The sequence below is a fragment of the Streptococcus infantis genome (assembly GCF_047464715.1).
GTDB classification, from domain to species: Bacteria; Bacillota; Bacilli; order Lactobacillales; family Streptococcaceae; genus Streptococcus; species Streptococcus infantis_S.
The window spans coordinates 623,151-646,446 of the sequence record NZ_JASHBJ010000001.1 but is presented as its reverse complement, the minus strand read 5'-3'; the positions used below and the strand labels follow the sequence as shown (position 1 = coordinate 646,446).

The window sequence follows — 23,296 nt, the reverse complement described above, 5'->3', positions numbered from 1 at the left end:
TGATGGAAACAGTAAGAGATTATATCTCATTTGATTTAGAATTTAACAAACACCAGGATAAGACTCATTTGATTCAAGTATCGGCGGTACATTTTAAAGACGGTGAAGAAGTAGGAGCATTTGACTCTTATGTCTACACTGATGTTCCTTTGAAAAGTTTTATCAATGGTTTGACCGGTATCACTTCGGAGACACTCAAAGATGCTCCAAAGGTAGAAGAAGTTCTCCAAAAGTATCAAGATTTCGTTGGTAACTTACCCCTTGTTGGATACAATGCTGCAAAGAGTGATTTACCGATTTTACTAGAACATGGGTTTGACTATCGAGAACAATATTTAGTCGATCTCTACAATGAGGCACTTGAGCGACGTAGTTCTGATCTGCATGGAATTGCTAATCTAAAATTACAAACTGTGGCTAATTTTCTAGGTTTTAAAGGGCAATCTCATAATAGTTTAGAGGATGCTCGTATGACTGCTCGAGTGTATGAAGCTTTTCTTGAGTCAGATGAGAGTAGACTGTTACTCGATTCTCAGAGTAGTCTCAATTCGAATCCATTTGGTGCCTTAGATCTATCACAGCTTTTTGATTAGGAGTTTTTATGAAACCTGAAAAACCGAAAAAATTGGGTTTTAAAAAGATTTACCTAAATCTAGATAAAATCCTCTTTCTATTCTTTCTAATCTTTATGTTGGTTGACTATATCTGGTTGCCATTAAACTCAGTGATAGCTGGATTTTTGCTAAGTCAGACTGGATATTTGTTTATTTCCTACAACAATATTTTTGAGATTATAAAAAACGCTCCTATAGTCAGTCTTGGCTTCGTAATCTTAATAGCCATCAATCTGCTGGTAGCCTATTTTCAACTTAGTATTCTCTTTATTGGAGCTCGCCACCTCCTATATCACGAAAAAAGAACTCTTATAGAATACAGTCGAAAAGTATTTCGTGAAAGCCTTGCTTTTATGAAGGAATTGACTATTTCAAAAGCTTTGTTCATCTTTATATTTGTAGCAATGCTATTTCCGTTTATCAGAAAGATATTTAAGATTTATTATTTCAATAAAATCGTAATTCCAGAGTTTATTCAAACCTACATGGAAGATAAGTACTGGATGTGGTGGGTAGCCATTATTATCTTATCACTCTTATTCTTCTATGTTTCAGTTCGCTTGATATTCACTCTGCCCAAGGTCTTTTATGAAAAGATGACGGTTAAGGAAGCAATCATTTATAGTTTGGATAAAACTAAAGATCACTTTTGGTTTTACGCCTGGCATTTATTCTTAATTATTGTAAAAACCAATCTATTCTTCTATCTTCCTCTCATCCCAATATTATCTACTCAGTATATAGTGGATAGCCTTACTCAGAGAGAGTCTCTGGTTCTAGCTATTTTGAATTTTGTTCTTATCAAGAATTTCCACTATATGGCATTAACCTATTTCCTTGTGAAATTTACGTCCTTCTTAACAGGAGAAGAACTTGATATTATGCCAAGACGCGAGAAGGACCATATCATGAGGTGGGGTGTTATGGTGTGTGCATGTATCTTCTTTGCGATTGAAGGCTATAATTATCTAGAAGCTCCTGTAGTCAATCCACCGCTTGTGATTTCACACCGTGGTGTATCAAATGGAAATGGTGTACAAAATACCATTCAATCCCTAGAAAAAACATCTCAATTAAAACCAGATTTAATCGAGATGGATATACAGGAAACAAAGGATGGGCAATTTGTCATGATGCATGATGCTAATCTTAGAGGATTAGCTGGTATCAATAAAACACCACAAGATTTGACCTTAGAAGAGTTAAAGCAGATTGACATTCATGAGAATGGTTATGATACAAAGATTTCAAGTTTCGATGATTATCTAACTCGCGCAAATGAACTGCATCAGAAACTACTCATTGAAATTAAGACTAGCCACAAAGATAGTCCGCAGATGATGGAACATTTTCTAGAAAAATACGGTGCAAAAATTAAGGTTTATGGTCATCAAATGCAATCCTTGGATTATAAGGTTATTGAAAAAGTAAGAGAGTATGATAAGGATATTCCGGTCTACTTTATTCTTCCCTATAATTCTGTTTTTCCTAGAACGGTTGCGACAGGCTACACAATGGAGTACTCTACTTTGGATGAATATTTTGTCACGAAACTATGGAATACTGAGCAAAAACTCTATGTATGGACAATCAATAGTTCCGAATCTTTTAATAAGTCTTTTCACCTAGGTGTTGACGGAATGATTACGGATGACTTGGAAAAAATAAAAGAAGAACTAGAAACTGCTCAGGAAGATCCTGAATATAGTGACTTATTGTTAAATAAAGCAACTGAATTATTTGCTTTTTAGCATAAATTAAAAGAGGCTGTGAACCAGCCTCTTTTTGAAAATCTAATTAAAATGGTAACTTACCAGCAAATGCTCCAAGTTTCTTCTTAGTAGTTTCATCAATTTGATCGAGCGCAGCATTGAGGGCTTGAACAGTCATATCTGAAAGAGTTTCAATGTCTTCTGGATCAACTACAGCTGGATCGAAGTCAATTTTTACAACTTTCTTATCTCCAGTTAAGGTAGCAGTTACGAGGTTTTGAGCAGAAGTCCCAACAAATTCTGTTGCAGCAAGTTCAGCTTGGCTTTGCTCCATTTGTTTTTGAAGTTTTTGAGCTTGACGCATCATGTTTTGCATATTCATCATGGCGGTAGTTAGCTTCCTTTTCTTTTATTTTCCATTTTATTTTAACAATTTTAATTGGAAAAGTCTAATTAAAATTTCAGGATTGCTATATATATATCAACCAATGGTTTAAGTTTTCTTTAAGCTTTGTATATTATTCTGAAGAACTCTATGTTTATAGGATAAGAATATTCTATTTATACTTTTTTTGACAGAGTTTTCTTGCTGAAAACAACTGGTATTTGTTTCAAGTTACTGTAGGATTGTGATATAATAGTAAAGAATGAGTTTTTAAAACAAACCAAAGGAGAATCAATATGATTTACGCTGGAATTTTAGCAGGTGGAACCGGCACGCGCATGGGTATCAGTAATTTACCTAAACAATTTCTTGAGTTGGGAGACCGCCCAATTCTTATCCATACAATTGAAAAATTTGTCCTAGAACCAAGTATTGAAAAAATTGTTGTTGGAGTTCATGGTGACTGGGTTACACATGCAGAAGATCTAGTTGAAAAATTCCTTCCACTTCACAAGGACCGTATCATCATCACAAAAGGTGGGGCGGACCGTAATTCTAGTATTGAAAAGATTATTGAAGCAATTGATGCTTATCGTCCACTAACAGAAGATGATATCGTAGTGACGCATGACTCAGTTCGTCCCTTTATCACACTTCGCATGATTCAAGACAATATCGCTCTTGCTCAAAAACATGATGCGGTTGATACTGTGGTTGAAGCGGTTGATACTATCGTTGAAAGTACAAATGGTCAGTTCATTACAGATATTCCAAATCGTGCTCATCTATACCAAGGACAAACTCCACAAACCTTCCGTTGTAAAGACTTTATTGACTTGTATGGTTCTCTATCAGCAGAAGAAAAAGAAATTTTAACAGATGCATGTAAGATCTTTGTCATTAAGGGTAAAGATGTAGCCTTAGCTAAAGGTGAATACTCAAACCTTAAAATTACAACAGTTACAGACTTGAAGATTGCTAAAAGCATGATTGAGAAAGACTAGAGACATGATTAATCAAATTTATCAACTGACAAAACCAAAGTTTATTAATATTAAATATCAGGAAGAAGAAATTGATCAAGAGAATCATATTCTCATCCGACCAAACTATATGGCTGTTTGTCATGCGGATCAGCGCTATTATCAAGGTAAACGAGATCCAAAAATTTTAGCCAAAAAACTACCTATGGCTATGATTCATGAATCTTGTGGTACAGTCATTTCTGACCCAACCGGTACCTACAAAGTTGGTCAGAAGGTTGTTATGATTCCAAATCAACCACCTATGCAAAGTGATGAGGAATTCTACGAAAATTACATGACTGGAACATATTTCCTTTCAAGTGGTTATGATGGGTTTATGCGAGAATTTGTATCTCTGCCTAAGGATCGTGTGGTATCATACGAAGATATTGAAGATACAGTTGCTGCCATTACAGAGTTTGTCAGTGTTGGCATGCATGCTATGAATCGTTTCATGACGGTATCTCACAGCAGACGTCAACGAATTGCTGTCATTGGTGATGGAAGTTTAGCTTTTGTCATGGCTAATATTATTAACTATACTCTGCCTGAAGCTGAGATTATTGTTATCGGTCGTCACTGGGAAAAGTTAGAACTCTTCTCATTTGCAAAAGAGCTCTACATTACGGATAGCATTCCAGAAGATCTTAGTTTTGACCATGGTTTCGAATGCTGTGGTGGTGATGGATGCGGACCTGCTATTAATGATCTCATTCGTTACATTAAACCACAAGGCACCATTTTGATGATGGGTGTTAGTGAGTATAAGGTCAACATCAACACTCGGGATTCATTGGAAAAAGGCTTGTTACTAGTCGGATCTTCACGTTCAGGAAGAATTGACTTTGAAAATGCTATCCAAATGATGGAAATTAAAAAATTTGCCAATCGTTTGAAGAATATTATTTATCTAGAAGAACCAGTCAGAGAAATTAAAGATATTCACCGAGTTTTTGCAACTGACTTAAATACAGCATTTAAGACAGTCTTTAAGTGGGAAGTATAATGGAGGATTATTGTGAAGAAAATCGTTAAAGCAAAGATTGCTTCCTTATTGTCAGCTGACGAAGAAATTCAGAGCGTTGAACAATTGGGGGGGATGACCAATCAAAACTATTTGGTTAAGACAACCTCAAACCAGTACATCGTTAAGTTTTTCGGTAAAGGTACTGATAAATTAATCGACCGCCAGAATGAAAAGTACAATCTTGAGTTGTTGAAAGATTTGAAATTAGATGTAGAAAATTATCTTTTTGATATCGAAGCAGGTATCAAGGTTAATCAGTACATCGAAAATGCTGAGACACTTAATTTTAATACCATTAAAACTAAATTTGAAAAGATAGCTCCAATTTTACAAACGATTCATGCTTCTGGTAAAGAATTGAAAGGAGAGTTTGCTCCTTTTGAGGAAATTAAAAAATATGAATCATTGATTCAAGGGGAGATTTCTTATCCCAATTATGAAGCTGTCAGAAAGGCTGTATTTTCTCTGAAGGAAGAGCTTGAACAAATTGGAATTGATAAGAAATCATGTCATATTGATTTGGTTCCAGAAAACTTTATTGAAGGTCCAGACGGACATCTTTATCTAATTGATTGGGAATATTCTTCAATGAATGATCCTATGTGGGATTTGGCAGCCCTCTTCCTAGAATCTGAATTTACAAGTGCAGAAGAAGAAGACTTTTTAAGTCATTACGAGAGTGACAAGACTCCAGTTTCAAGGGAGAAAATTCGTATTTACAAAATCTTGCAAGATATCATTTGGAGTCTTTGGACTATTTACAAAGAAGAAAATGGTGCAGATTTCGGAGATTACGGAATCTCTCGTTACAATAGAGCAGTAAAAGAATTAGAGTCTGAAGGAGATTTAAATGAAAACTAAAAATGGAGTTTCTTTTGGGCTACTATCAGGTGTGTTCTGGGGATTAGGATTAACTATTAGTGCTTATATCTTTTCAATATTCACGGATTTATCGCCCTTTGTAGTAGCAGCAGCACACGATTTCCTAAGTATTTTTATCTTGCTAGGATATCTTCTAGTTAAGGAAGGCAGAGTTCGTTTTTCAATCTTCTTGAACATTCGAAATGTCAGTGTTATCATCGGAGCTTTACTAGCCGGTCCGATTGGTATGCAGGCCAATCTCTATGCGGTTAAGTATATTGGAAGTTCATTAGCTTCGTCAGTCTCAGCTATTTATCCGGCAGTCTCAGTCTTGCTTGCCTTCTTCTTTTTGAAGCACAAGATTTCCAAAAATACAATTTTTGGTATCTTTCTAATCATTGCAGGGATTATTGCTCAGACCTATAAAGCAGAGCAGGTCAATTCTTTCTACATAGGTATTCTTTGCGCCTTGATTTGTGCCTTTGCTTGGGGAAGTGAAAGTGTTCTGAGCTCCTTTGCTATGGAAAGTGACCTCAGTGAAATTGAAGCTCTCTTGATTCGTCAAGTTACATCCTTCTTGTCTTATCTTGTTATTGTGCTTTTCTCGCATCACTCATTTGCAGAAGTGGCAAATGGCCAATTGTTTGGTCTATTAATTGTCTTTGCGGCATTTAATATGATTTCTTATCTTGCCTACTATATGGCTATCAATCGATTGCAGCCAGCAAAAGCAACTGGTTTAAATGTCAGTTATGTAGTTTGGACTGTCCTGTTTGCAGCGATGTTCTTGGGGACACCTCTGACTGTCTTGACCATTATAACTTCATTTGTTGTAATGGCTGGTGTTTATATTATCATTAAAGAATAAAGGAGAAAACGCGTGAAAGCGATCATCTTAGCAGCGGGATTGGGAACTCGTTTACGTCCTATGACAGAAAATACTCCCAAAGCCTTGGTTAAAGTCAATCAAAAACCTTTGGTTGAATATCAAATTGAATATTTAAAAGAACGAGGAATTGATGACATTATCATCGTCGTAGGTTATTTGAAAGAACAGTTCGACTATCTCAAAGAGAAATACGGTGTGCGTTTAGTTTTCAACGATAAGTATGCGGATTACAATAACTTTTACTCTCTTTACTTGGTAAAAGAAGAGTTGGCTAACAGCTACGTTATTGATGCTGATAATTATCTTTTCAAGAATATGTTCCGCAATGATATCGAGCGTTCAACATATTTTAGTGTTTATCGTGAGGATTGTGACAATGAATGGTTCTTGGTTTATGGTGATGACTATAAAGTACAAGATATCATCGTTGATAGCAAGAATGGACGTATCTTGAGTGGAGTATCGTTCTGGGATGCTCCAACAGCTGAGAAGATTGTTGGCTTTATTTACAAAGCCTATGCAAGCGGTGAATTTGTTGACCTATATTGGGATAACATGGTCAAAGATAATATCAAAGAACTTGATGTTTATGTAGAAGAGTTAGAAGAAAATTCTATCTACGAAATTGACAGTGTTAAAGATTATCAAAAACTAGAAAAAATTCTTTCTTCGCAAAAATAAGCAACTTTTATGAACTGATACCTTACCTATTTTTACTTGACTTTTCATGTTTGATACAGTATACTAGTGAAAATTTAACCTTTAAGGGAAGTCCAGAGAGACTCACAAGGTGTCAGAGTAAAGAAGCTACAATGGAAACAAGTAAGCAGGTGCTTATTTGCTACTTTTGTGTAAATATCTTAACTGAAACCTTGCAATAGCAAGGTTTTTCTTTATCTGATCCCCTTGAAATTTAAGGAGGAAAAGTTATGAATCCAAATTGTAGAAAACGCATGGGTGCTATTCGCTTGGAAAATATGAAAGTGATTGTTCAAGAGGAAATCGCACCAGCAATCTTTGAGCTAGTACTTGAAGGAGACATGGTTGAAGCTATGAAAGCTGGACAATTTCTTCATTTACGTGTACCTGATGATGCCCACCTCTTGCGTCGTCCAATTTCAATCTCATCTATCGATAAATATAGTAAGCAGTGTAAACTTATCTATCGAGTTGAAGGAGCTGGTACAGCAATCTTTTCAACCTTAAAATCTGGTGATAGCTTAGATGTTATGGGACCTCAAGGAAATGGCTTTGATTTATCTGATTTAGACAAGCAGAATCGTGTTCTTCTAGTTGGTGGAGGAATCGGAGTACCACCCTTACTCGAAGTAGCTAAACAACTACATAAGAGTGGTGTGGAAATTACAACTGTTCTAGGATTTGCTACTAAAGATGCTGTCATTTTAGAAAGTGAATTATCCCAATACAGCAAAGTCTTTGTGACGACTGATGATGGCTCCTATGGTATCAAGGGAAATGTCTCAGTTGTGATTAAGGAATTAGACACTGAATTTGACGCCATATACTCTTGTGGGGCACCTGGTATGATGAAATATATCAATCAAACCTTTTACGACCACCCAAGAGCTTATCTATCTTTAGAATCGCGTATGGCCTGCGGCATGGGAGCTTGCTATGCTTGTGTCCTAAAAGTTCCAGATAGTGAAACAGTTAGTCAACGTGTCTGTGAAGATGGGCCTGTATTTAAAACAGGAACAGTTGTTTTATAAGGAGAGTATCATGACTACAAATCGATTACAAGTTTCTCTACCTGGTTTAGAGTTAAAGAACCCTATCATTCCCGCATCAGGTTGTTTTGGTTTTGGTCAAGAGTATGCTAAATACTATGATTTAGACCTATTAGGTTCTATCATGATAAAGGCTACTACGCTTGAACCACGATTTGGTAATCCAACACCTCGAGTGGCAGAAACACCTGCTGGTATGCTCAATGCCATTGGTTTGCAGAATCCTGGTTTAGATGTCGTTCTCTCTGAGAAATTACCTTGGCTTGAAAGAGAATACCCAAATCTCCCTATTATCGCCAATGTTGCTGGATTTTCAAAACAAGAATACGCAGCCGTTTCTTATGGAATTTCAAAGGTAACTAATGTAAAAGCCATCGAGCTCAATATCTCATGTCCAAACGTTGATCATGGAAATCATGGACTTTTAATTGGACAGGACCCTGAGTTGGCTTATGATGTGGTAAAGGCAGCTGTTGAGGCTTCTGATGTACCCGTTTACGTTAAATTAACACCAAGTGTGACGGATATCGTAACTATTGCAAAAGCAGTAGAAGATGCTGGAGCTAGTGGTCTCACCATGATTAATACCCTTGTTGGTATGCGTTTTGACCTCAAAACTAGAAAGCCAATCATTGCAAATGGGACAGGGGGCATGTCTGGACCAGCAGTATTTCCAGTAGCTCTCAAATTGATCCGTCAAGTAGCCCAATCTACCAATCTACCAATCATTGGTATGGGAGGAGTTGATTCAGCTGAAGCTGCTATAGAAATGTACTTAGCTGGTGCGTCAGCTATTGGTGTTGGAACAGCAAACTTTACCAATCCATATGCCTGTCCAGATATTATCGAAAATCTGCCAAAAGTTATGGAAAAGTATCAAATCGAAAGTCTGGAACAACTTAGGAAAGAAGTGAAGAGTAGCTTATAGTCTTTTTAAATTCGTAATGTTTTGAATGCCTTCTTCTTTTTGGTATAATATGACTATGATTGTAACAATACCTATAAAAACTGAAAAAGACATTGCAACACCAGGACCGACTGTCCTAGTATTAGGATATTTTGATGGTATCCACCTAGGACATCAAAAATTATTTAGCATTGCTGGTGAAATTGCTGCAAAGAAAAGATTAAGCGTTGCTTTAATTACCTTTCATGAATCACCGAAGTTAACATTAAAACCCTATTCACCAGAAAATTTACTTCATATCCTGAATGCAGAAGAACGTGAACGAAAGTTTAAACGAGCTGGGGTCGAAAATCTTTATTTAATGGATTTTTCAAGTCGTATTGCCAATATGACCGCTCGAGAGTTTGTAGATACCTTTGTCAAAGAAGTCAAAGCAGATACCATTGTAGTAGGATTTGATTATAGTCTTGGTTCTGATAGAAAATCAGCTGAAGATTTAAAAGAAATCTTTGATGGAGAAGTAGTCGTAGTACCACCTGTAGAAGATGAAAAAGGAAAGATTAGCTCTACTCGCATTCGACAAGCTATTCTAGAAGGGAATGTGAAAGAAGCTGGTCAATTGCTTGGTGGCCCACTTCCAACAAGAGGAATTGTTGTACATGGCAATGCTCGTGGCCGTACAATTGGATATCCTACTGCAAATCTCGTGCTTTTGGACCGCACTTATATGCCAGCAGATGGTGTCTATACTGTTGATATTGAAATCAAACGAAAACTCTATAGAGGAATGGCCAGTGTCGGAAAGAACGTAACCTTCGATGGAGAGGAAGAGCGTTTTGAAGTGAATATCTTTGATTTTGATGAAGATATTTATGGAGAGACTGTGACCGTCTATTGGTTAGATCGTATCCGAGATATGGTGAAATTCGATAGTATAGATCAATTAGTCAAGCAACTTAAGCAAGATGAACAGATGGCAAGAAAATAGGATTTGAAATGATAGGAGAGTTTGAGATTATCTCAAGCTCTTTTTTTGAAATATCATATATTATTTTTGATAAGCGCTTTCTTTCCTAATTTAATAGTATTTGTATTTAAGATGATTATTGAAATTTATAGGAATTATAGCTATAATTTAATCATCAAACTAAAGGAGATTATGATGTTTAAAGAAAAAAGAAATAAAGGCTTTATTTCAGGGCTTATTCTTTCACTAGTTTTCTTTGCTTTTTCTGCAGGAACTGTCTTCATGTGGAATCATCACCAGCATCCAATGGATCCATTTTCAGATGACACTCGGTCAGGTAAAGAAGTGACGATGACTGTCTATGATATCTATCCAGAAGTGGTTGGAGAAGTTGAAGGTGGAAGTGTTTTATATCTTGTGCAATATAGCAATGATGGTGATGGTAAATTTGCAGTTGTAGAGGCTAAAGAAAATGATAAAGAGATTCAAAAACTTATGGATCAAGCTGCAACTGAAACACTTATAGATAATCCAGCTACTCTAGTAGGTACACAGTTACAACCTCTAAGTAAAAATGTTAATAACAAATCTCGAAATAATAGAATTGTAGATTTGTCTGGCTTTCTTGACTCTATACTTGAACCTGATTCAACTGTTGCATTGAACATGAACTCAAGTGTCTATCTAAGTTTGACTGAACACTCAAAAGATGGCTGGTGGCATATCATAAGTGCTGCAATTTTTGGAGGAATTGGCCTAGTTACATTAGTGAGTGCCTTTCTTCTTCGTAAAAAATCTATCGCAGCTTTTGAAGAGCTTTATCAAGCCTATCCTGAATTGCAAGGAAATGTTGAAAATCTAACTGGTTTGGCAGAATTTTATGATGAGAGTCTAAAGGTAATCCTCTATAAAAATCATCTCATCACTTACTTTAAAGGGACTCAAGCTTTAGACCTACGAGATGTTGAGCAACTTTATCTAGTTGAAACGAGAATTAACCGTTCCCTAATAACAAATAAAGTCTACCAGTTCTGCTATGTTCGTAAGAATGCTAAGAAAAAACAAGACATGACTTTGAAAACAACTAAAACAGTTCAAGAGCAACTGGAAGAACTTTGGGATTTAATCTCAGATAAATTTCCAGATATTCATATAGGAGTTTAGTATTAAAGCACCGAAAATCGGTGCTTTTTTATTTATAAAAAATCTTATAAAATCGAGTCTATCGCTTGACATCGTAAATTTTTTGGAGTAGAATGTTTACTAGTTAATTAAATGGTTAAATACTAGTTAAGGAGTTGTGATGAAAAAAAGAAGTGTCCTGTGGTTTGTAATTGCCTTGTTTTCTCTTTTCTTAGGAGCTTGTGGACAAAAATCTAGTCAAGATAATAGCAGTGAAACTAAGGGGATGAAGATTGTGACTAGTTTTTACCCTGTCTATGCCATGGTTAAAGAAATTTCTGGCGATTTAAATGATGTTCGGATGATTCAGTCGAGCTCAGGTATTCATTCCTTTGAGCCCTCTGCAAATGATATTGCAGCCATCTATGATGCTGATGTTTTCGTCTATCATTCTCATACCTTGGAGTCATGGGCTGGAAGTTTAGACCCAAGTTTGCAAAAATCTAAGGTAAAGGTTTTAGAAGCATCAGAAGGTATGACCTTGGAGCGCGTGCCTGGATTAGAAGATATGCAGGCTGGAGAAGGGATTGACGAGAAGACCTTGTACGATCCTCACACTTGGCTTGATCCTGAAAAGGTTGCAGAAGAAGCACAGATAATTGCTGATAAGTTATCCGAACTGGACAGTGCCAACAAGGATACCTATCAGAAAAATGCACAGAACTTTAGTGCCAAAGCTCAAGACTTAACCAAGAAATACCAACCCATCTTTGAAAAAGCTAATCAAAAAACTTTTGTAACCCAACACACAGCTTTTTCTTATTTAGCAAAACGATTTGGGCTAAATCAACTTGGGATTGCAGGAATATCTCCTGACCAAGAACCAAGCCCGAGACAATTGACTGAAATCCAAGAATTTGTTAAGACTTATAAGGTTAAAACAATTTTTACAGAGAGTAACGCTTCATCAAAGGTAGCTGATACCCTTGTTAAATCAACAGGTGTAACTCTTAAAACGCTAAACCCTTTAGAGGCTGACCCACAAAATGACAAGTCTTACTTGGAAAATTTAGAAGAAAATTTGGCAATTTTAGCTCAAGAATTGAAATGAGGAGTTTATGAAAATTAATAAAAAATATTTAGCAGGATCCGCAGTGGTTCTTGCCTTAAGTGTCTGCGCTTACGCTTTAAATCAACATCAAGCGCCTGAGAACAAAGAAAATAACCGTGTATACTATGTTGATGGGAAAGAGTCTGATGCTAAAAAGAATGAAAATTTGACACCTGATCAAGTCAATCAAAAAGAAGGAATAGAAGCTGAACAGATTGTTACTAAGATTACAGATCAAGGCTATGTGACTTCTCATGGTGACCATTTCCATTTCTACAATGGTAAGGTGCCTTATGATGCCATCTTTAGTGAAGAATTGGTCATGAAGGATCCAAACTATCAACTAAGTGATGGAGATATTGTCAATGAGATTAAGGGTGGCTATATTATCAAGGTGGATGGGAAATATTATGTCTATCTGAAAGATGCTAGTCACGCAGAAAATATTCGTACCAAAGACCAAATTGAGAAACAAAAACAAGAACACACATCAGATAGTAGAAGTACAAGTAATGAAGTTATTGTTGCACGAGCACAAGGTCGATATACAACTGACGACGGCTATATCTTTAATCCTGCAGATATTTTAGAGGATACAGGTGACGCTTATATCGTTCCTCATGGTGGCCATTATCATTACGTTCCTAAGAGTGCTCTATCTTCAAGTGAATTGGCTGCCGCTCAAGCTTACCTTGCTGGAAGAGGAAGTCAACAAAGTCTAACAGACTACAAACCGATTCCAAGTGTTGAACCAAGTCATCAAGTAGAGAAACCAGCTACAAGCAATCCAGTACAAGAAGAAAATAATCTTCAAAAACTTCTAGAACAGCTTTACGCTTTACCAGTTAGTCAACGCTATAAAGAATCTGATGGTTTGGTATTTGACCCGGCTAAAATTACCAGTCGTACTCCATCAGGGGTGGCCATTCCACACGGTAATCACTACCATTTCATCCCTTATAGTAGTCTATCTGCTTTGGAGCAAAAGATTGCACGTTTGATACCGCTTTCAGGCTTAGTAACACCATCAAATCCTGTAGAAACTCCAAGTAAACCAAACGAAGACCCTAGCCACGACCATGACCACGAAGATGTTGATCATCATCACGAAGAAGACCATGATCACGATCATGCTAATCATCATCACGATGAAGAAGAGCATGACCATGACTTTGCAGCTGATCGAGTGATTAGTGAGGATGAGCAAGGTTTTGTAGTTTCACATGGAGACCACAATCATTACTTTTACAAGAAAGATTTGACGGCCCAACAGATTAAAGAAGCTCAGGAACACTTGAAAGGTAAAACCGAAGTTAAATCTAATCCATCAGATGAGCACCATGATGAAGATGGGCATGATCACCACCATGGTGAAGGCCATAATCACGGATTCGATGCTGACCGAGTGATTAGTGAGGACGACCAAGGCTTCGTAGTTTCACATGGAGACCACAATCATTATTTTTACAAGAAAGATTTATCAGCAGAGCAGATTAAGGCTGCACAAGACCATCTTCATGGCCATCAGCAGACAGAACCTGTTAAACCACTTGCCAAGACGGTTGAAAGTTTCTCTCGAGATGCCAGCGATGAAGAAAAAATAGCTTATATTTCTAAAACATATGACGTTCCTCTTGAGGCTATCAGAATTTCAAATGGATTCTTTGTATTTGGTAATCCAGACCAAGCTTATGATCCAACTCACATTCACCCTTACGCAGTTCGTAAGGAACACGTTCGTATTCCGCTTCAAACAGGTGATGCAGAGCTTGATTTCCTAAACGAACTCTATACTACTGCTCTACGTGATGGTGTTTCTCCTTATAGCTTGCAGGTTGAAAATGGTAGCTTTGTCATTCCTCATGGTGACCATAACCACTACATCAAGGTTCAAACTAAAGGTTATGAAGTCGCTTTGAAAAACAAAATTCCTGCATTACAGTCAACTTACCAACCTGGTGCTTTTGATGAAAAAGCAGTCCAGTATAAGATTGATCAACTCTTGGCAGAGAGTCGTGAAGTCTATAAAGATAAACCAATTTTACAAAGACAGATTGAACTTGCTTTGGGGCAATTTTCTGAGAATATGAAGAAGCTATCAACCAACTCTACTGCAGGTTATTTGGCAGCTTTGGATTTGTTTGATAAGCAGTATATTCACATTGACTCAAGTGTCAAACCAACAGAAATCAGTCCTTTAGACAAGAAATATCAAGCTTTAGTAGATAAGATTAATACCTTAGACACAGATGCTTATGGACTTCCTAAGAAGGATTTATTGACTCAGCTTCAAGAAAATAAGCTAGCCCAAGATGAAGCAGGTTTAGATGCAGTTGAAGCTAAGTTACAAGCTTTGCAAGATTTTAATGACCGTACTGGAGTTACAACAGTAGAATACATCAAGTATTTCTACCAACATCTATCTGACGGTCGCTTGAATGACAAGTTACGAGATAAAGTTGCCAACCTAACTTGGACACTTTATCAATCACAATCCTTCCTTAAGGCGACTGACTTGAACAAACTATTCCCAGAAATCTATCGAACAAAACTGGAAGTTGAAGAAGCTCTGAAGAATGAACCTGTTACAAGTAAGCCTTCTGAAACGATTTTAGATACAGAAAAAGTGGATGGCCATAGTGCTAAAACAGCAGTCTATGAGTTTTTGAAAGGTTTGTATGATGATATTAAGCCTGAGGAACAAAGCAATCATGTTCGAAAAGCTCAAGTAGAAGGACTCTTAACGAAAGCTGAAGAATTAGTTGCTCAAGTCAAAGAAGAAGGCGTAAAAGCTTCACTCGCTGACGAGGTGAAAAACCTGAAAGCTGCTCTAGATAAAGACGATGCAGACCTTGATGAACTAAACACACAAGTCCAAGATCTTATAAAACGTATTTCACAAACCATTCAGACTGAACGTGAGAATGCTAATCAAGACCCAGAGGTTTTGCTTCTCTATCAAAAATTATATAATGGAGTCCTTGCCCTACATACTTATTTGGAAATGAATAATGGTTCTGATGCGGACTTTGAAAAAGTGGATGCTTTGTTCGATAAATTGTCAGCTGCAAGCAAAGACAAACAAGCTCTTCTAGCTCTTGCGCAAGAAATTGTCTCATTAAACCAAGAACTTCAATCCAAAGCTAAGCCGAATGAAGCAAGTTCTGAAACAACTAGCAAACAAGTAAGCGACAAACAGACTGAATCAAGCAATCCAACGACTAGTTCTCCTGAAACAAGCGAGAAAGAAGTCAACTAAAAAAGAAGTAGCTTTGCTACTTCTTTTTTAGTCTTTATAAGATACAATTCCAATGATTGTATCAACTGCACGCTCCATAGTTTGGAGACTGACATATTCGAAACGACCGTGCATATTTTCGCCACCAGCGAAGATATTTGGAGTAGGAATTCCCATGAAGGAAATCTTAGAACCGTCTGTTCCACCACGGATAGGCTCGATAATAGGTGTAATATCAAGATTTTCCATCACTGTTTTAGCAATAGTGATTGGAGTCATATCATTTTCAATGACTTCTTTCATGTTGTAGTACTGGTCTGTCAAAGTCAGGGTAACACGATCGCTTCCAAGTTCTTGGTTCATCTTGTCAGCAATAGATTGCATTGCGGCCTTACGCGCTTCGAAGCTTTCTTTTTCAAAGTCGCGAATGATGTAGCTAGCACGCGCTTCCTCAACACTACCAGTTATATCCATGAGATGGTAGAAACCTTGGTAACCATCAGTCAATTCAGGTCGGTCACCAGCTGGAAGTTGGTTATGGAAGTCAATTGCCAACTGAAGGGCGTTAACCATTTGTCCTTTAGCCGTTCCTGGGTGAACATTACGACCTTGGAAATGGAGTTCAGCACCCGCGGCAGAGAAGGTTTCATACTGCAATTCACCTAGAGGTCCGCCGTCAACTGTATAAGCGAAGTCAACATTGAAGTCCTCTGCATCAAATTTATTGGCACCAACGCCGATTTCTTCATCTGGTCCGAATCCAACTCGAATTTCACAGTGCTTTATTTCAGGATGAGCGTTCAAGTATTCGATAGCTGTCATGATTTCAGCGATACCAGATTTGTCATCAGCGCCGAGAAGAGTGGTTCCATCTGTAGTAATTAAAGTTTGGCCAGGATATTTCTCTAAGCTCTTAAAATCTGCTGGATCAAGTTTGAAACCAGAATTGCCAAGTTCGATAACTCCGCCGTCATAGTTTTCAATAACCTGAGGATTAACGCCTTCAGCATTAAAATCTGCCGTATCCATGTGGGAGATAAAGCCAATCTTACGAGTCAAACTAGGGTCGTTAGCTGGTAGAGTACCGATAGCAAAACCGTTTGGTAGATAGTAGACATTTTGCAAACCGACACGCTTCATCTCTGGGATGAGAACATTAGTCGCAAAGTCGACTTGACTTTGAGTACTTGGTGTAGTAGTTGAGTGTTCATCAGAACGCGTGTTAACCTTGACATAAGTTAAAAAACGCTCTAGTAATGTTGGATATTTCATCATAACTCCTTTTTTCCTTCTTTTAAAACCATTGTATCATAGAAAGAAGAGAAAAACAAAAGTCGGAAGGGCGATAAAATATTTATGTTAGCGTTTACTTATGGCTTCTTTAGTGATACAATAAGAAAGATAAAAATATCACAAGGATGCAGAGATGAAAAAAGCGATTTTAATGATGACATTTGGTTCACCAGAAGAGATTACCTTTGAAGGAGTAGCCGACTTTTTTACCAACATTCGTCGTGGAGTGAGACCTCAAGACCATGAAATTCAAACACTCTATGATAATTATGTTCGAATTGGAGGAACTCCACTACAAAAAATTACCCGTGAAGAAGTTGCCTTAGTAGAAGCTAGATTGGGAAATGAATATAGTGTCTATTTTGCCAATAAATTTTCAACCCCCTTTATTCCAGATGTGATTCGGCAAATGGAAGCAGATGGAATTGAAAAGTGTATTTGCTTGATTTTGGAGCCACACTATTCTTTTTACTCTGTCATGGGGTACGAAAAGTTTCTGGAAAGCAAACAAATTCAGTTTTTAGTTATTAAGGACTGGTATCAAGAAGAAGCCCTCTTAAACTATTGGAAAGATGAAATTGCTAAGATTTTAAAAGAAAAGGTGAAACAGGATAGCTTTAAAGTCATCTTCTCTGCCCACAGTGTCCCCATTTTTGCCTTGGATTTTGGTGATCCTTATATTGACCAGATTTTCGAAAATAGCAAGTTGATTGCTGAGAAATTAGGCTTAAATCCAGAGCAATATACCAACACTTGGCAGAGTGAAAGTGATATTGGTATTCCTTGGATAAAACCAGATGTCTTGGAATATCTTAGAGAACAGGAAGAACATCCAGAGCATTATATTTTTGTACCTATTAGTTTTATCAGTGAGCACATTGAAGTCTTGTTTGACAACGATGTGGAATGTCATGACTTGTGTCAGAAATTGGAGGTGAACTACCATCGTCCACCAATGCCAAATACAGATTCTCGTTTGATTGATGGCTTGGTCAATATTATCCGAGCTAATGAACATAAAGAATTTAGAGAATTCCTCCCAGAAGAAGAGACCTTTGATGAATTAGTCCCTTCGGATGAAACTAAGAATATTTTAGATGAATCACAAGACTTACAAATGCCAGAATTTGTTAAAAAATTAATTGAGAAAAAAGGTCGTGAAAATGTCAAGATGCCTTATTTAATCAAAAAAATGCTTGAAAAAGCTGGCAAATTACCTAAAGACTAAGTGAAAATAGAAAAGAACTGGTAAGTTTTGTTTCAAATATCCTCTAAGGCAGGATATAACTTAGAAGGTGAAAGAAAAGGCGGTGGGATAGAAATCGATAGACAAAGTCTTGATTTCGTAGTCCCAGCCCCGCGAGGATGATTAGGAGTTTTTTGGAGTCTAAAAAACGAACAAAAAGTTCAATCAGCTACCGCGTCAAATTATGATTGATAATAAAAAGTGAGGTCGGGAACTTTTTGTCCCAACCTCTTTTTAGGTGACTAGCATTTTTTAAACTAGTTTTTCTTATTTACCTAAACAAAATTGGCTAAACAATTGAGTAATAAGCTCATCAGGCGCTGCATCTCCGGTGATTTCCCCAAGAATTTCCCAAGTGCGTGTCAAATCAACTTGAAGTAGATCAACAGGCATACCCAATTCAATGCCTTCGTTTACAGCTTGTAAGCTTTCAACAGCTTTCTCAATCAGAGAAATATGACGGGCGTTGGATAGATAGGTAGCATCTTGTTCGACCAAGCCAGCATTTTCAAAGAAGAGGTTGTTGATGCGCTCTTCAATCTTGTCGATGTTTTGATTTTTGAGGACTGAAATACGGATGACATCTTCAGGTAGTTCGTCAGTTTCAATAGCCTCAGGCAGGTCAGTTTTGTTTAGTAGGATGATACGGTTGGTATCTTGGCTGATTTCGAGAAGTTGTCGGTCCTGGGCAGTTAGAGGTTCGCTAGCGTTTAAGACAAGTAAAACCAAATCAGCTTCCTTTAGGGCTTTCTTGGAGCGTTCAACACCGATTTGTTCCACGATATCATCTGTTTCACGGATACCTGCAGTATCAATCAATTTCAGTGGAACACCGTTGATATTGACGTATTCTTCGATGACATCACGAGTAGTTCCGGCAATATCAGTGACAATGGCCTTATCTTCTCGTAGAAGGTTGTTAAGAAGGCTTGATTTTCCAACGTTTGGACGACCAATGATAGCTGTTGAAATCCCTTCTCGGAGAATCTTCCCACGACGTGCCGTTTTTAAGAGATTGGTTAAGAGTTGTTCAAATTCTAAAGTTTTTTCACGGACAACAGCAGTAGTAGCCTCTTCCACATCGTCATACTCAGGATAGTCGATATTAACCTCAACTTGTGCCAGTGTATTGAGAATCTCCTGGCGAGTATTGTTAATGAGATCAGAAAGGGAGCCATCTAACTGTTTGACCGCAATATTCATAGCCTTGTCCGTCTTGGCACGGATGATATCCATAACGGCCTCGGCTTGTGTCAAGTCGACACGACCGTTGAGGAAGGCACGCTTGGTAAATTCACCAGGCTCTGCCAACCGAGCCCCTTCACGGATAACCAGTTGTAGGATTTCATTAGTTACGGCTATTCCACCGTGGGTATTAATTTCAATAATATCCTCACGAGTGAAGGTCTTTGGAGATTTCATAGCACCAACCATGACCTCGTCCATAACCTTTCCAGTCTGAGGATCAACGATGTGTCCGTAGTTTAGAGTGTGACTAGCAACCTTGCTCAAATCCTTACCTTTAAAAATTTTCTGGGCGATAGCAAAGCTATCCGTTCCGCTTAAACGAACAATCCCAATAGCCCCTTCTCCAAGCGGAGTCGAGATTGCGGCAATGGTATCAAATTCACGTGTAATCATTTCATTTCCTTTTTACAATTTATATACAAATATCATTTAAAATTGTAACAAAATATAGCGTTTTATTCAACGAATGCCACTTATAAAGAAAAGCCTAAGCACATTGCTTAAGCTTTATTTAGTGCGCATTTCACCTTGTGGGAAATAAGTTCCTTCAGGCATATCGTTAATAATAACGTGAACAGCTGACTGAGGTGCTCCTGTGTTACGAACAACAGCTTCCGTAACTTCCTTGGCTAGGGCTTTCTTTTGCTCTAGAGTGCGTCCTTCAAATAAATCAATGCGTACAAATGGCATAATTACGTCCTCCACTAGTTATTTGATTTCTTCTATTTTACCACATTTTGCCATTTAAAGCTTTGAGAAAATATGGTATACTAGAATGTAGCAAAAAATTTAGAAATGGACGTGAAATAGAAGCATGGCACAGTTGTATTATCGTTATGGGACCATGAACTCTGGAAAAACCATCGAGATTCTCAAGGTTGCCTATAACTACGAGGAGCAAGGAAAAGGAGTTGTGATTATGACTTCAGCTCTGGATACACGTGATGGTGTTGGCTATGTTTCAAGTCGCATTGGGATGAAAAGACCAGCAATTGCCATTGACGAAACAACAGATATCTTTGGGTTTATCCGGGATTTGCCTGAAAAGCCTTACTGTGTGCTTGTTGATGAAGCTCAATTTCTAAAACGTCATCATGTTTACGATTTAGCTCGTGTTGTCGATGAGTTAGATATACCTGTTATGGCATTTGGTTTGAAGAATGACTTTCGCAATGAGCTGTTTGAAGGTTCCAAACACCTCTTGCTCTTAGCAGATAAGATTGATGAGATCAAGACCATCTGTCAGTATTGTAAGAAAAAAGCGACTATGGTCTTGCGTACCCAGGATGGACAGCCTGTTTATGATGGTGAGCAGATCCAGATAGGTGGCAATGAAACCTATATCTCGGTTTGTCGCAAACATTATTTTGCCCCTGAAATCAATAAGGAGAATAAGAAAGAATGAATATCTATGATCAACTACAAGCAGTAGAAGACCGTTATGAAGAATTAGGAGAATTGCTCAGTGACCCTGATGTCGTTTCAGACACCAAGCGTTTTATGGAGCTCTCAAAAGAAGAAGCTTCTACTCGTGATACCGTCACAGCTTACCGTGAATACAAACAAGTTCTTCAAAACATCGTCGATGCCGAAGAGATGATTAAGGAATCAGGTGGAGATGCGGACTTGGAAGAAATGGCTAAGCAAGAATTAAAAGATGCTAAGGCTGAAAAAGAAGAGTATGAAGAAAAATTGAAAATCTTGCTTCTTCCAAAAGATCCAAACGATGACAAGAATATCATCCTTGAGATCCGTGGAGCTGCAGGTGGAGATGAAGCAGCACTTTTTGCTGGTGACCTTCTAACTATGTACCAAAAGTATGCTGAAGCACAAGGCTGGCGCTTTGAAGTCATGGAAGCCTCTATGAACGGTGTCGGTGGTTTCAAAGAAGTGGTTGCTATGGTATCAGGTCAGTCAGTTTACTCTAAACTCAAGTACGAATCAGGTGCTCACCGTGTGCAACGTGTCCCTGTGACTGAAAGCCAAGGTCGTGTACACACTTCAACAGCGACTGTCCTCGTCATGCCTGAAATCGAAGAAGTTGAATACGATATTGATCCAAAAGACCTTCGTGTCGATATCTACCACGCATCAGGTGCTGGTGGTCAGAACGTCAACAAGGTTGCGACTGCCGTTCGTATCGTTCACTTACCAACCAATATAAAGGTTGAGATGCAGGAAGAACGTACCCAGCAGAAAAACCGTGAGAAGGCTATGAAAATCATCCGTGCGCGTGTGGCAGACCACTTCGCTCAGATTGCCCAAGATGAGCAAGACGCAGAGCGTAAGTCTACTATCGGTACTGGTGACCGTTCAGAGCGTATTCGTACTTACAATTTCCCACAAAACCGTGTCACAGACCACCGTATCGGTTTGACTTTGCAAAAACTTGATACTATTCTAGCTGGTAAGTTGGACGAAGTAGTGGATGCCTTGGTTCTTTATGACCAAACACAAAAATTAGAAGAATTAAACAAGTAATGAAATTAGCTCAACTATTTAAAGATTTTGAGGAAAAGTTAATAGCACAAGGAGAGGAAGCAGAAAGCCTCTCTTTTGTCTATCGTAGTCTGAAAAATCTATCTTTTACAGACTTTGTTTTTGCTCTTCAGCAAGAGGTAACAGAGAAAGATAAACACTTCGTAGAAGAAATTTACACGAAACTGGCAAATCATATACCTGCCCAGTACATTATAGGTCATGCTGAATTCTTTGGGATGCAGTTAAAAGTAGATGAGCGGGTTTTGATTCCTCGACCTGAAACAGAAGAGTTGGTAGAGCTCATTCTTGCTGAAAATCCTGAGGTAAATATCAAAGTACTAGATATCGGAACAGGAAGTGGAGCGATAGCCCTTGCTTTAGCGAAAAATAGACCAGATTGGTCAGTTACGGCTGCGGATATTTCACAGGATGCCCTAGAACTTGCAACAGAGAATGCTAACGCTCAAAATCTAAATCTCTCTTTTATCAAATCTGACTGTTTCTCCGAAATTTCTTCAAAATATGATATAATTGTATCCAATCCACCATACATTTCTCGAGCAGATGAGGTAGAAGTTGGTTTGAATGTTTTGCATTCAGAACCTCATTTGGCACTTTTTGCTGACGAGGATGGCCTAGCTATCTATCGCAGAATCGCGGAAGAATCAAAGGACTATCTAAATGATGGTGGTAAGATTTATCTTGAAATTGGCTACAAACAAGGTCAAAGTGTGCCCGCTCTCTTTATGGAAAATCTTCCAGAGAAACGAGTTCGTACTCTGAAAGACCAATTTGGCCAAGATAGGATGGTTGTCATTGATGATGGAGAAAATTAAGCAAGAGTTGGAAAAGGGTGGAGCTGTAGTTTTGCCAACGGAGACAGTTTATGGTCTTTTTGCGAAAGCTTTGGATGAGGAGGCTGTTGACCATGTTTATCGGCTCAAACGTCGCCCTAGAGACAAGGCTCTCAATCTCAATGTTGCTAGTTTAGACGCTATCTTGAACTTTTCAAAGAATCAGCCAACTTACTTACAACAACTTGTTGAAAGTTTTTTGCCAGGGCCTTTAACCATTATCCTAGAAGCTAATGACAAGGTCCCTTACTGGGTCAATTCAGACTTGACGACTGTTGGATTTCGCATGCCCAGTCATCCTGTCACTCTAGAATTGATTCGTGAGTTTGGTCCCTTAATTGGCCCGTCTGCTAACATTTCAGGACATACAAGCGGTGTTAGCTTTAAAGAAATTTTAAAAGACTTGGACAAAGAGGTTCTGGGAATAGAAGATGATACTTTTTTGACAGGTCAAGATTCAACTATTTTAGACTTATCTAGCGACAAGGTTAAGATTCTACGTCAAGGAGCGATTACACGAGAAGATATCCTTGCCAAGATACCTGAAATTCCTTTTGAGGAGGTATGA

Annotated in this window: 22 protein-coding genes; 18 read left to right on the top strand and 4 right to left on the bottom strand. The window is 38.0% G+C overall.

The features are described from left to right. Positions 1-2 precede the first annotated feature (2 nt). Together QM419_RS03275 and QM419_RS03270 are read left to right on the top strand one after the other, a co-directional pair. Entirely contained in the window at positions 3-593 is a 591-nt protein-coding gene (locus tag QM419_RS03275) for a 3'-5' exonuclease (RefSeq protein ID WP_414278058.1), read from the top strand. Positions 594-601: 8 nt separating this feature from the next. Beyond that, on the top strand, positions 602-2,365 hold the full coding sequence (locus QM419_RS03270; protein ID WP_414277880.1) for a glycerophosphoryl diester phosphodiesterase membrane domain-containing protein: 1,764 nt from the start codon (positions 602-604) through the stop codon (positions 2,363-2,365). Between the two features lie 46 nt (positions 2,366-2,411). Here QM419_RS03270 and QM419_RS03265 read toward each other — a convergent pair whose 3' ends face one another. After that, positions 2,412-2,711, bottom strand: coding sequence for a YbaB/EbfC family nucleoid-associated protein (locus QM419_RS03265; RefSeq protein WP_414259167.1), 300 nt, complete (start codon positions 2,709-2,711; stop codon positions 2,412-2,414). Positions 2,712-3,007: 296 nt separating this feature from the next. Between QM419_RS03265 and QM419_RS03260 the strand changes: the two genes are divergently transcribed. The 11 genes from QM419_RS03260 to QM419_RS03210 all read left to right on the top strand — a co-directional run bounded on the left by QM419_RS03260 (position 3,008) and on the right by QM419_RS03210 (position 15,627). After that, entirely contained in the window at positions 3,008-3,715 is a 708-nt protein-coding gene (locus QM419_RS03260) for a 2-C-methyl-D-erythritol 4-phosphate cytidylyltransferase (RefSeq protein WP_036752755.1), read from the top strand. Between the two features lie 4 nt (positions 3,716-3,719). Continuing rightward, the gene (locus QM419_RS03255) at positions 3,720-4,742 is read left to right on the top strand and encodes a ribitol-5-phosphate dehydrogenase (protein WP_414277879.1); all 1,023 of its coding nucleotides are present in this window, start codon (positions 3,720-3,722) and stop codon (positions 4,740-4,742) included. 12 nt (positions 4,743-4,754) lie between these two features. Beyond that, the gene (locus QM419_RS03250; protein ID WP_178895080.1) at positions 4,755-5,624 is read left to right on the top strand and encodes a phosphotransferase family protein; all 870 of its coding nucleotides are present in this window, start codon (positions 4,755-4,757) and stop codon (positions 5,622-5,624) included. Next, a complete protein-coding gene (locus QM419_RS03245) occupies positions 5,614-6,492 on the top strand; it encodes a DMT family transporter (protein ID WP_036752746.1) in 879 nt (292 codons plus the stop codon). Before QM419_RS03250 ends, QM419_RS03245 begins: the two co-directional genes overlap by 11 nt. Positions 6,493-6,504: 12 nt before the next feature. Beyond that, positions 6,505-7,194: a sugar phosphate nucleotidyltransferase gene (locus QM419_RS03240; RefSeq protein ID WP_414277878.1), complete on the top strand. Its 690-nt coding sequence runs from the start codon at positions 6,505-6,507 to the stop codon at positions 7,192-7,194. 248 nt (positions 7,195-7,442) lie between these two features. After that, entirely contained in the window at positions 7,443-8,243 is an 801-nt protein-coding gene (locus QM419_RS03235) for a dihydroorotate dehydrogenase electron transfer subunit (RefSeq protein ID WP_414259164.1), read from the top strand. Next, positions 8,206-9,189 (top strand): dihydroorotate dehydrogenase, encoded by a 984-nt coding sequence (locus tag QM419_RS03230; protein WP_414277877.1) that lies wholly within the window; start codon positions 8,206-8,208, stop codon positions 9,187-9,189. Before QM419_RS03235 ends, QM419_RS03230 begins: the two co-directional genes overlap by 38 nt. A 55-nt stretch (positions 9,190-9,244) precedes the next feature. After that, positions 9,245-10,156 (top strand): bifunctional riboflavin kinase/FAD synthetase, encoded by a 912-nt coding sequence (locus QM419_RS03225; RefSeq protein WP_414277876.1) that lies wholly within the window; start codon positions 9,245-9,247, stop codon positions 10,154-10,156. Between the two features lie 174 nt (positions 10,157-10,330). Continuing rightward, positions 10,331-11,299, top strand: coding sequence for a hypothetical protein (locus QM419_RS03220; RefSeq protein WP_414277875.1), 969 nt, complete (start codon positions 10,331-10,333; stop codon positions 11,297-11,299). 139 nt (positions 11,300-11,438) lie between these two features. Beyond that, positions 11,439-12,368, top strand: a complete 930-nt coding sequence (locus tag QM419_RS03215; protein WP_414277874.1) for a metal ABC transporter solute-binding protein, Zn/Mn family — start codon at positions 11,439-11,441, stop codon at positions 12,366-12,368. Positions 12,369-12,375: 7 nt separating this feature from the next. Continuing rightward, on the top strand, positions 12,376-15,627 hold the full coding sequence (locus QM419_RS03210) for a pneumococcal-type histidine triad protein (RefSeq protein ID WP_414277873.1): 3,252 nt from the start codon (positions 12,376-12,378) through the stop codon (positions 15,625-15,627). A 27-nt stretch (positions 15,628-15,654) separates the two neighbouring features. Here the strand turns inward: QM419_RS03210 and pepT are convergent, their stop codons facing one another. Next, positions 15,655-16,878, bottom strand: a complete 1,224-nt coding sequence (gene pepT / locus QM419_RS03205) for a peptidase T (RefSeq protein ID WP_414277872.1) — start codon at positions 16,876-16,878, stop codon at positions 15,655-15,657. A 154-nt stretch (positions 16,879-17,032) separates the two neighbouring features. Here pepT and hemH point away from each other — a divergent pair, with 154 nt between their 5' ends. After that, on the top strand, positions 17,033-18,127 hold the full coding sequence (gene hemH / locus QM419_RS03200; protein WP_414277871.1) for a ferrochelatase: 1,095 nt from the start codon (positions 17,033-17,035) through the stop codon (positions 18,125-18,127). A 285-nt stretch (positions 18,128-18,412) separates the two neighbouring features. Here hemH and mnmE read toward each other — a convergent pair whose 3' ends face one another. Together mnmE and QM419_RS03190 are read right to left on the bottom strand one after the other, a co-directional pair. Continuing rightward, positions 18,413-19,786, bottom strand: a complete 1,374-nt coding sequence (mnmE, locus tag QM419_RS03195) for a tRNA uridine-5-carboxymethylaminomethyl(34) synthesis GTPase MnmE (protein ID WP_414277870.1) — start codon at positions 19,784-19,786, stop codon at positions 18,413-18,415. A 114-nt stretch (positions 19,787-19,900) separates the two neighbouring features. Further along, the gene (locus QM419_RS03190; protein ID WP_001117401.1) at positions 19,901-20,083 is read right to left on the bottom strand and encodes a 4-oxalocrotonate tautomerase; all 183 of its coding nucleotides are present in this window, start codon (positions 20,081-20,083) and stop codon (positions 19,901-19,903) included. A gap of 124 nt (positions 20,084-20,207) precedes the next feature. Between QM419_RS03190 and QM419_RS03185 the strand changes: the two genes are divergently transcribed. From QM419_RS03185 to QM419_RS03170, 4 genes are read left to right on the top strand one after another with little or no spacing between them, the layout of a single operon-like run. Then, positions 20,208-20,798 carry a thymidine kinase gene (locus tag QM419_RS03185; protein WP_414259155.1) on the top strand — a complete coding sequence of 197 codons (591 nt, stop codon included), beginning with the start codon at positions 20,208-20,210 and terminating at the stop codon, positions 20,796-20,798. Further along, positions 20,795-21,874 carry a peptide chain release factor 1 gene (prfA, locus tag QM419_RS03180; RefSeq protein WP_016465888.1) on the top strand — a complete coding sequence of 360 codons (1,080 nt, stop codon included), beginning with the start codon at positions 20,795-20,797 and terminating at the stop codon, positions 21,872-21,874. Before QM419_RS03185 ends, prfA begins: the two co-directional genes overlap by 4 nt. Beyond that, positions 21,874-22,710: a peptide chain release factor N(5)-glutamine methyltransferase gene (gene prmC, locus QM419_RS03175; RefSeq protein WP_414277869.1), complete on the top strand. Its 837-nt coding sequence runs from the start codon at positions 21,874-21,876 to the stop codon at positions 22,708-22,710. The genes prfA and prmC overlap by 1 nt, the downstream gene beginning before the upstream one ends. Then, positions 22,694-23,296 (top strand): L-threonylcarbamoyladenylate synthase, encoded by a 603-nt coding sequence (locus tag QM419_RS03170; RefSeq protein ID WP_414277868.1) that lies wholly within the window; start codon positions 22,694-22,696, stop codon positions 23,294-23,296. Before prmC ends, QM419_RS03170 begins: the two co-directional genes overlap by 17 nt.

Bases quoted from the DNA above. Each gene is read 5' to 3' on its own strand.
- QM419_RS03275 (WP_414278058.1), top strand. From the start codon at position 3: ATGGAAACAGTAAGAGATTATATCTCATTTGATTTAGAATTTAACAAA.
- QM419_RS03225 (WP_414277876.1), top strand. From the start codon at position 9,245: ATGATTGTAACAATACCTATAAAAACTGAAAAAGACATTGCAACACCA.
- prfA (WP_016465888.1), top strand. From the start codon at position 20,795: ATGAATATCTATGATCAACTACAAGCAGTAGAAGACCGTTATGAAGAA.
- QM419_RS03270 (WP_414277880.1), top strand. From the start codon at position 602: ATGAAACCTGAAAAACCGAAAAAATTGGGTTTTAAAAAGATTTACCTA.
- QM419_RS03215 (WP_414277874.1), top strand. From the start codon at position 11,439: ATGAAAAAAAGAAGTGTCCTGTGGTTTGTAATTGCCTTGTTTTCTCTT.
- QM419_RS03245 (WP_036752746.1), top strand. From the start codon at position 5,614: ATGAAAACTAAAAATGGAGTTTCTTTTGGGCTACTATCAGGTGTGTTC.
- QM419_RS03255 (WP_414277879.1), top strand. From the start codon at position 3,720: ATGATTAATCAAATTTATCAACTGACAAAACCAAAGTTTATTAATATT.
- QM419_RS03220 (WP_414277875.1), top strand. From the start codon at position 10,331: ATGTTTAAAGAAAAAAGAAATAAAGGCTTTATTTCAGGGCTTATTCTT.
- mnmE (WP_414277870.1), bottom strand. From the start codon at position 19,786: ATGATTACACGTGAATTTGATACCATTGCCGCAATCTCGACTCCGCTT.
- QM419_RS03185 (WP_414259155.1), top strand. From the start codon at position 20,208: ATGGCACAGTTGTATTATCGTTATGGGACCATGAACTCTGGAAAAACC.
- QM419_RS03190 (WP_001117401.1), bottom strand. From the start codon at position 20,083: ATGCCATTTGTACGCATTGATTTATTTGAAGGACGCACTCTAGAGCAA.
- hemH (WP_414277871.1), top strand. From the start codon at position 17,033: ATGAAAAAAGCGATTTTAATGATGACATTTGGTTCACCAGAAGAGATT.
- QM419_RS03230 (WP_414277877.1), top strand. From the start codon at position 8,206: ATGGGCCTGTATTTAAAACAGGAACAGTTGTTTTATAAGGAGAGTATC.
- QM419_RS03260 (WP_036752755.1), top strand. From the start codon at position 3,008: ATGATTTACGCTGGAATTTTAGCAGGTGGAACCGGCACGCGCATGGGT.
- QM419_RS03170 (WP_414277868.1), top strand. From the start codon at position 22,694: ATGATGGAGAAAATTAAGCAAGAGTTGGAAAAGGGTGGAGCTGTAGTT.
- pepT (WP_414277872.1), bottom strand. From the start codon at position 16,878: ATGAAATATCCAACATTACTAGAGCGTTTTTTAACTTATGTCAAGGTT.
- QM419_RS03210 (WP_414277873.1), top strand. From the start codon at position 12,376: ATGAAAATTAATAAAAAATATTTAGCAGGATCCGCAGTGGTTCTTGCC.
- prmC (WP_414277869.1), top strand. From the start codon at position 21,874: ATGAAATTAGCTCAACTATTTAAAGATTTTGAGGAAAAGTTAATAGCA.
- QM419_RS03265 (WP_414259167.1), bottom strand. From the start codon at position 2,711: ATGATGAATATGCAAAACATGATGCGTCAAGCTCAAAAACTTCAAAAA.
- QM419_RS03235 (WP_414259164.1), top strand. From the start codon at position 7,443: ATGAATCCAAATTGTAGAAAACGCATGGGTGCTATTCGCTTGGAAAAT.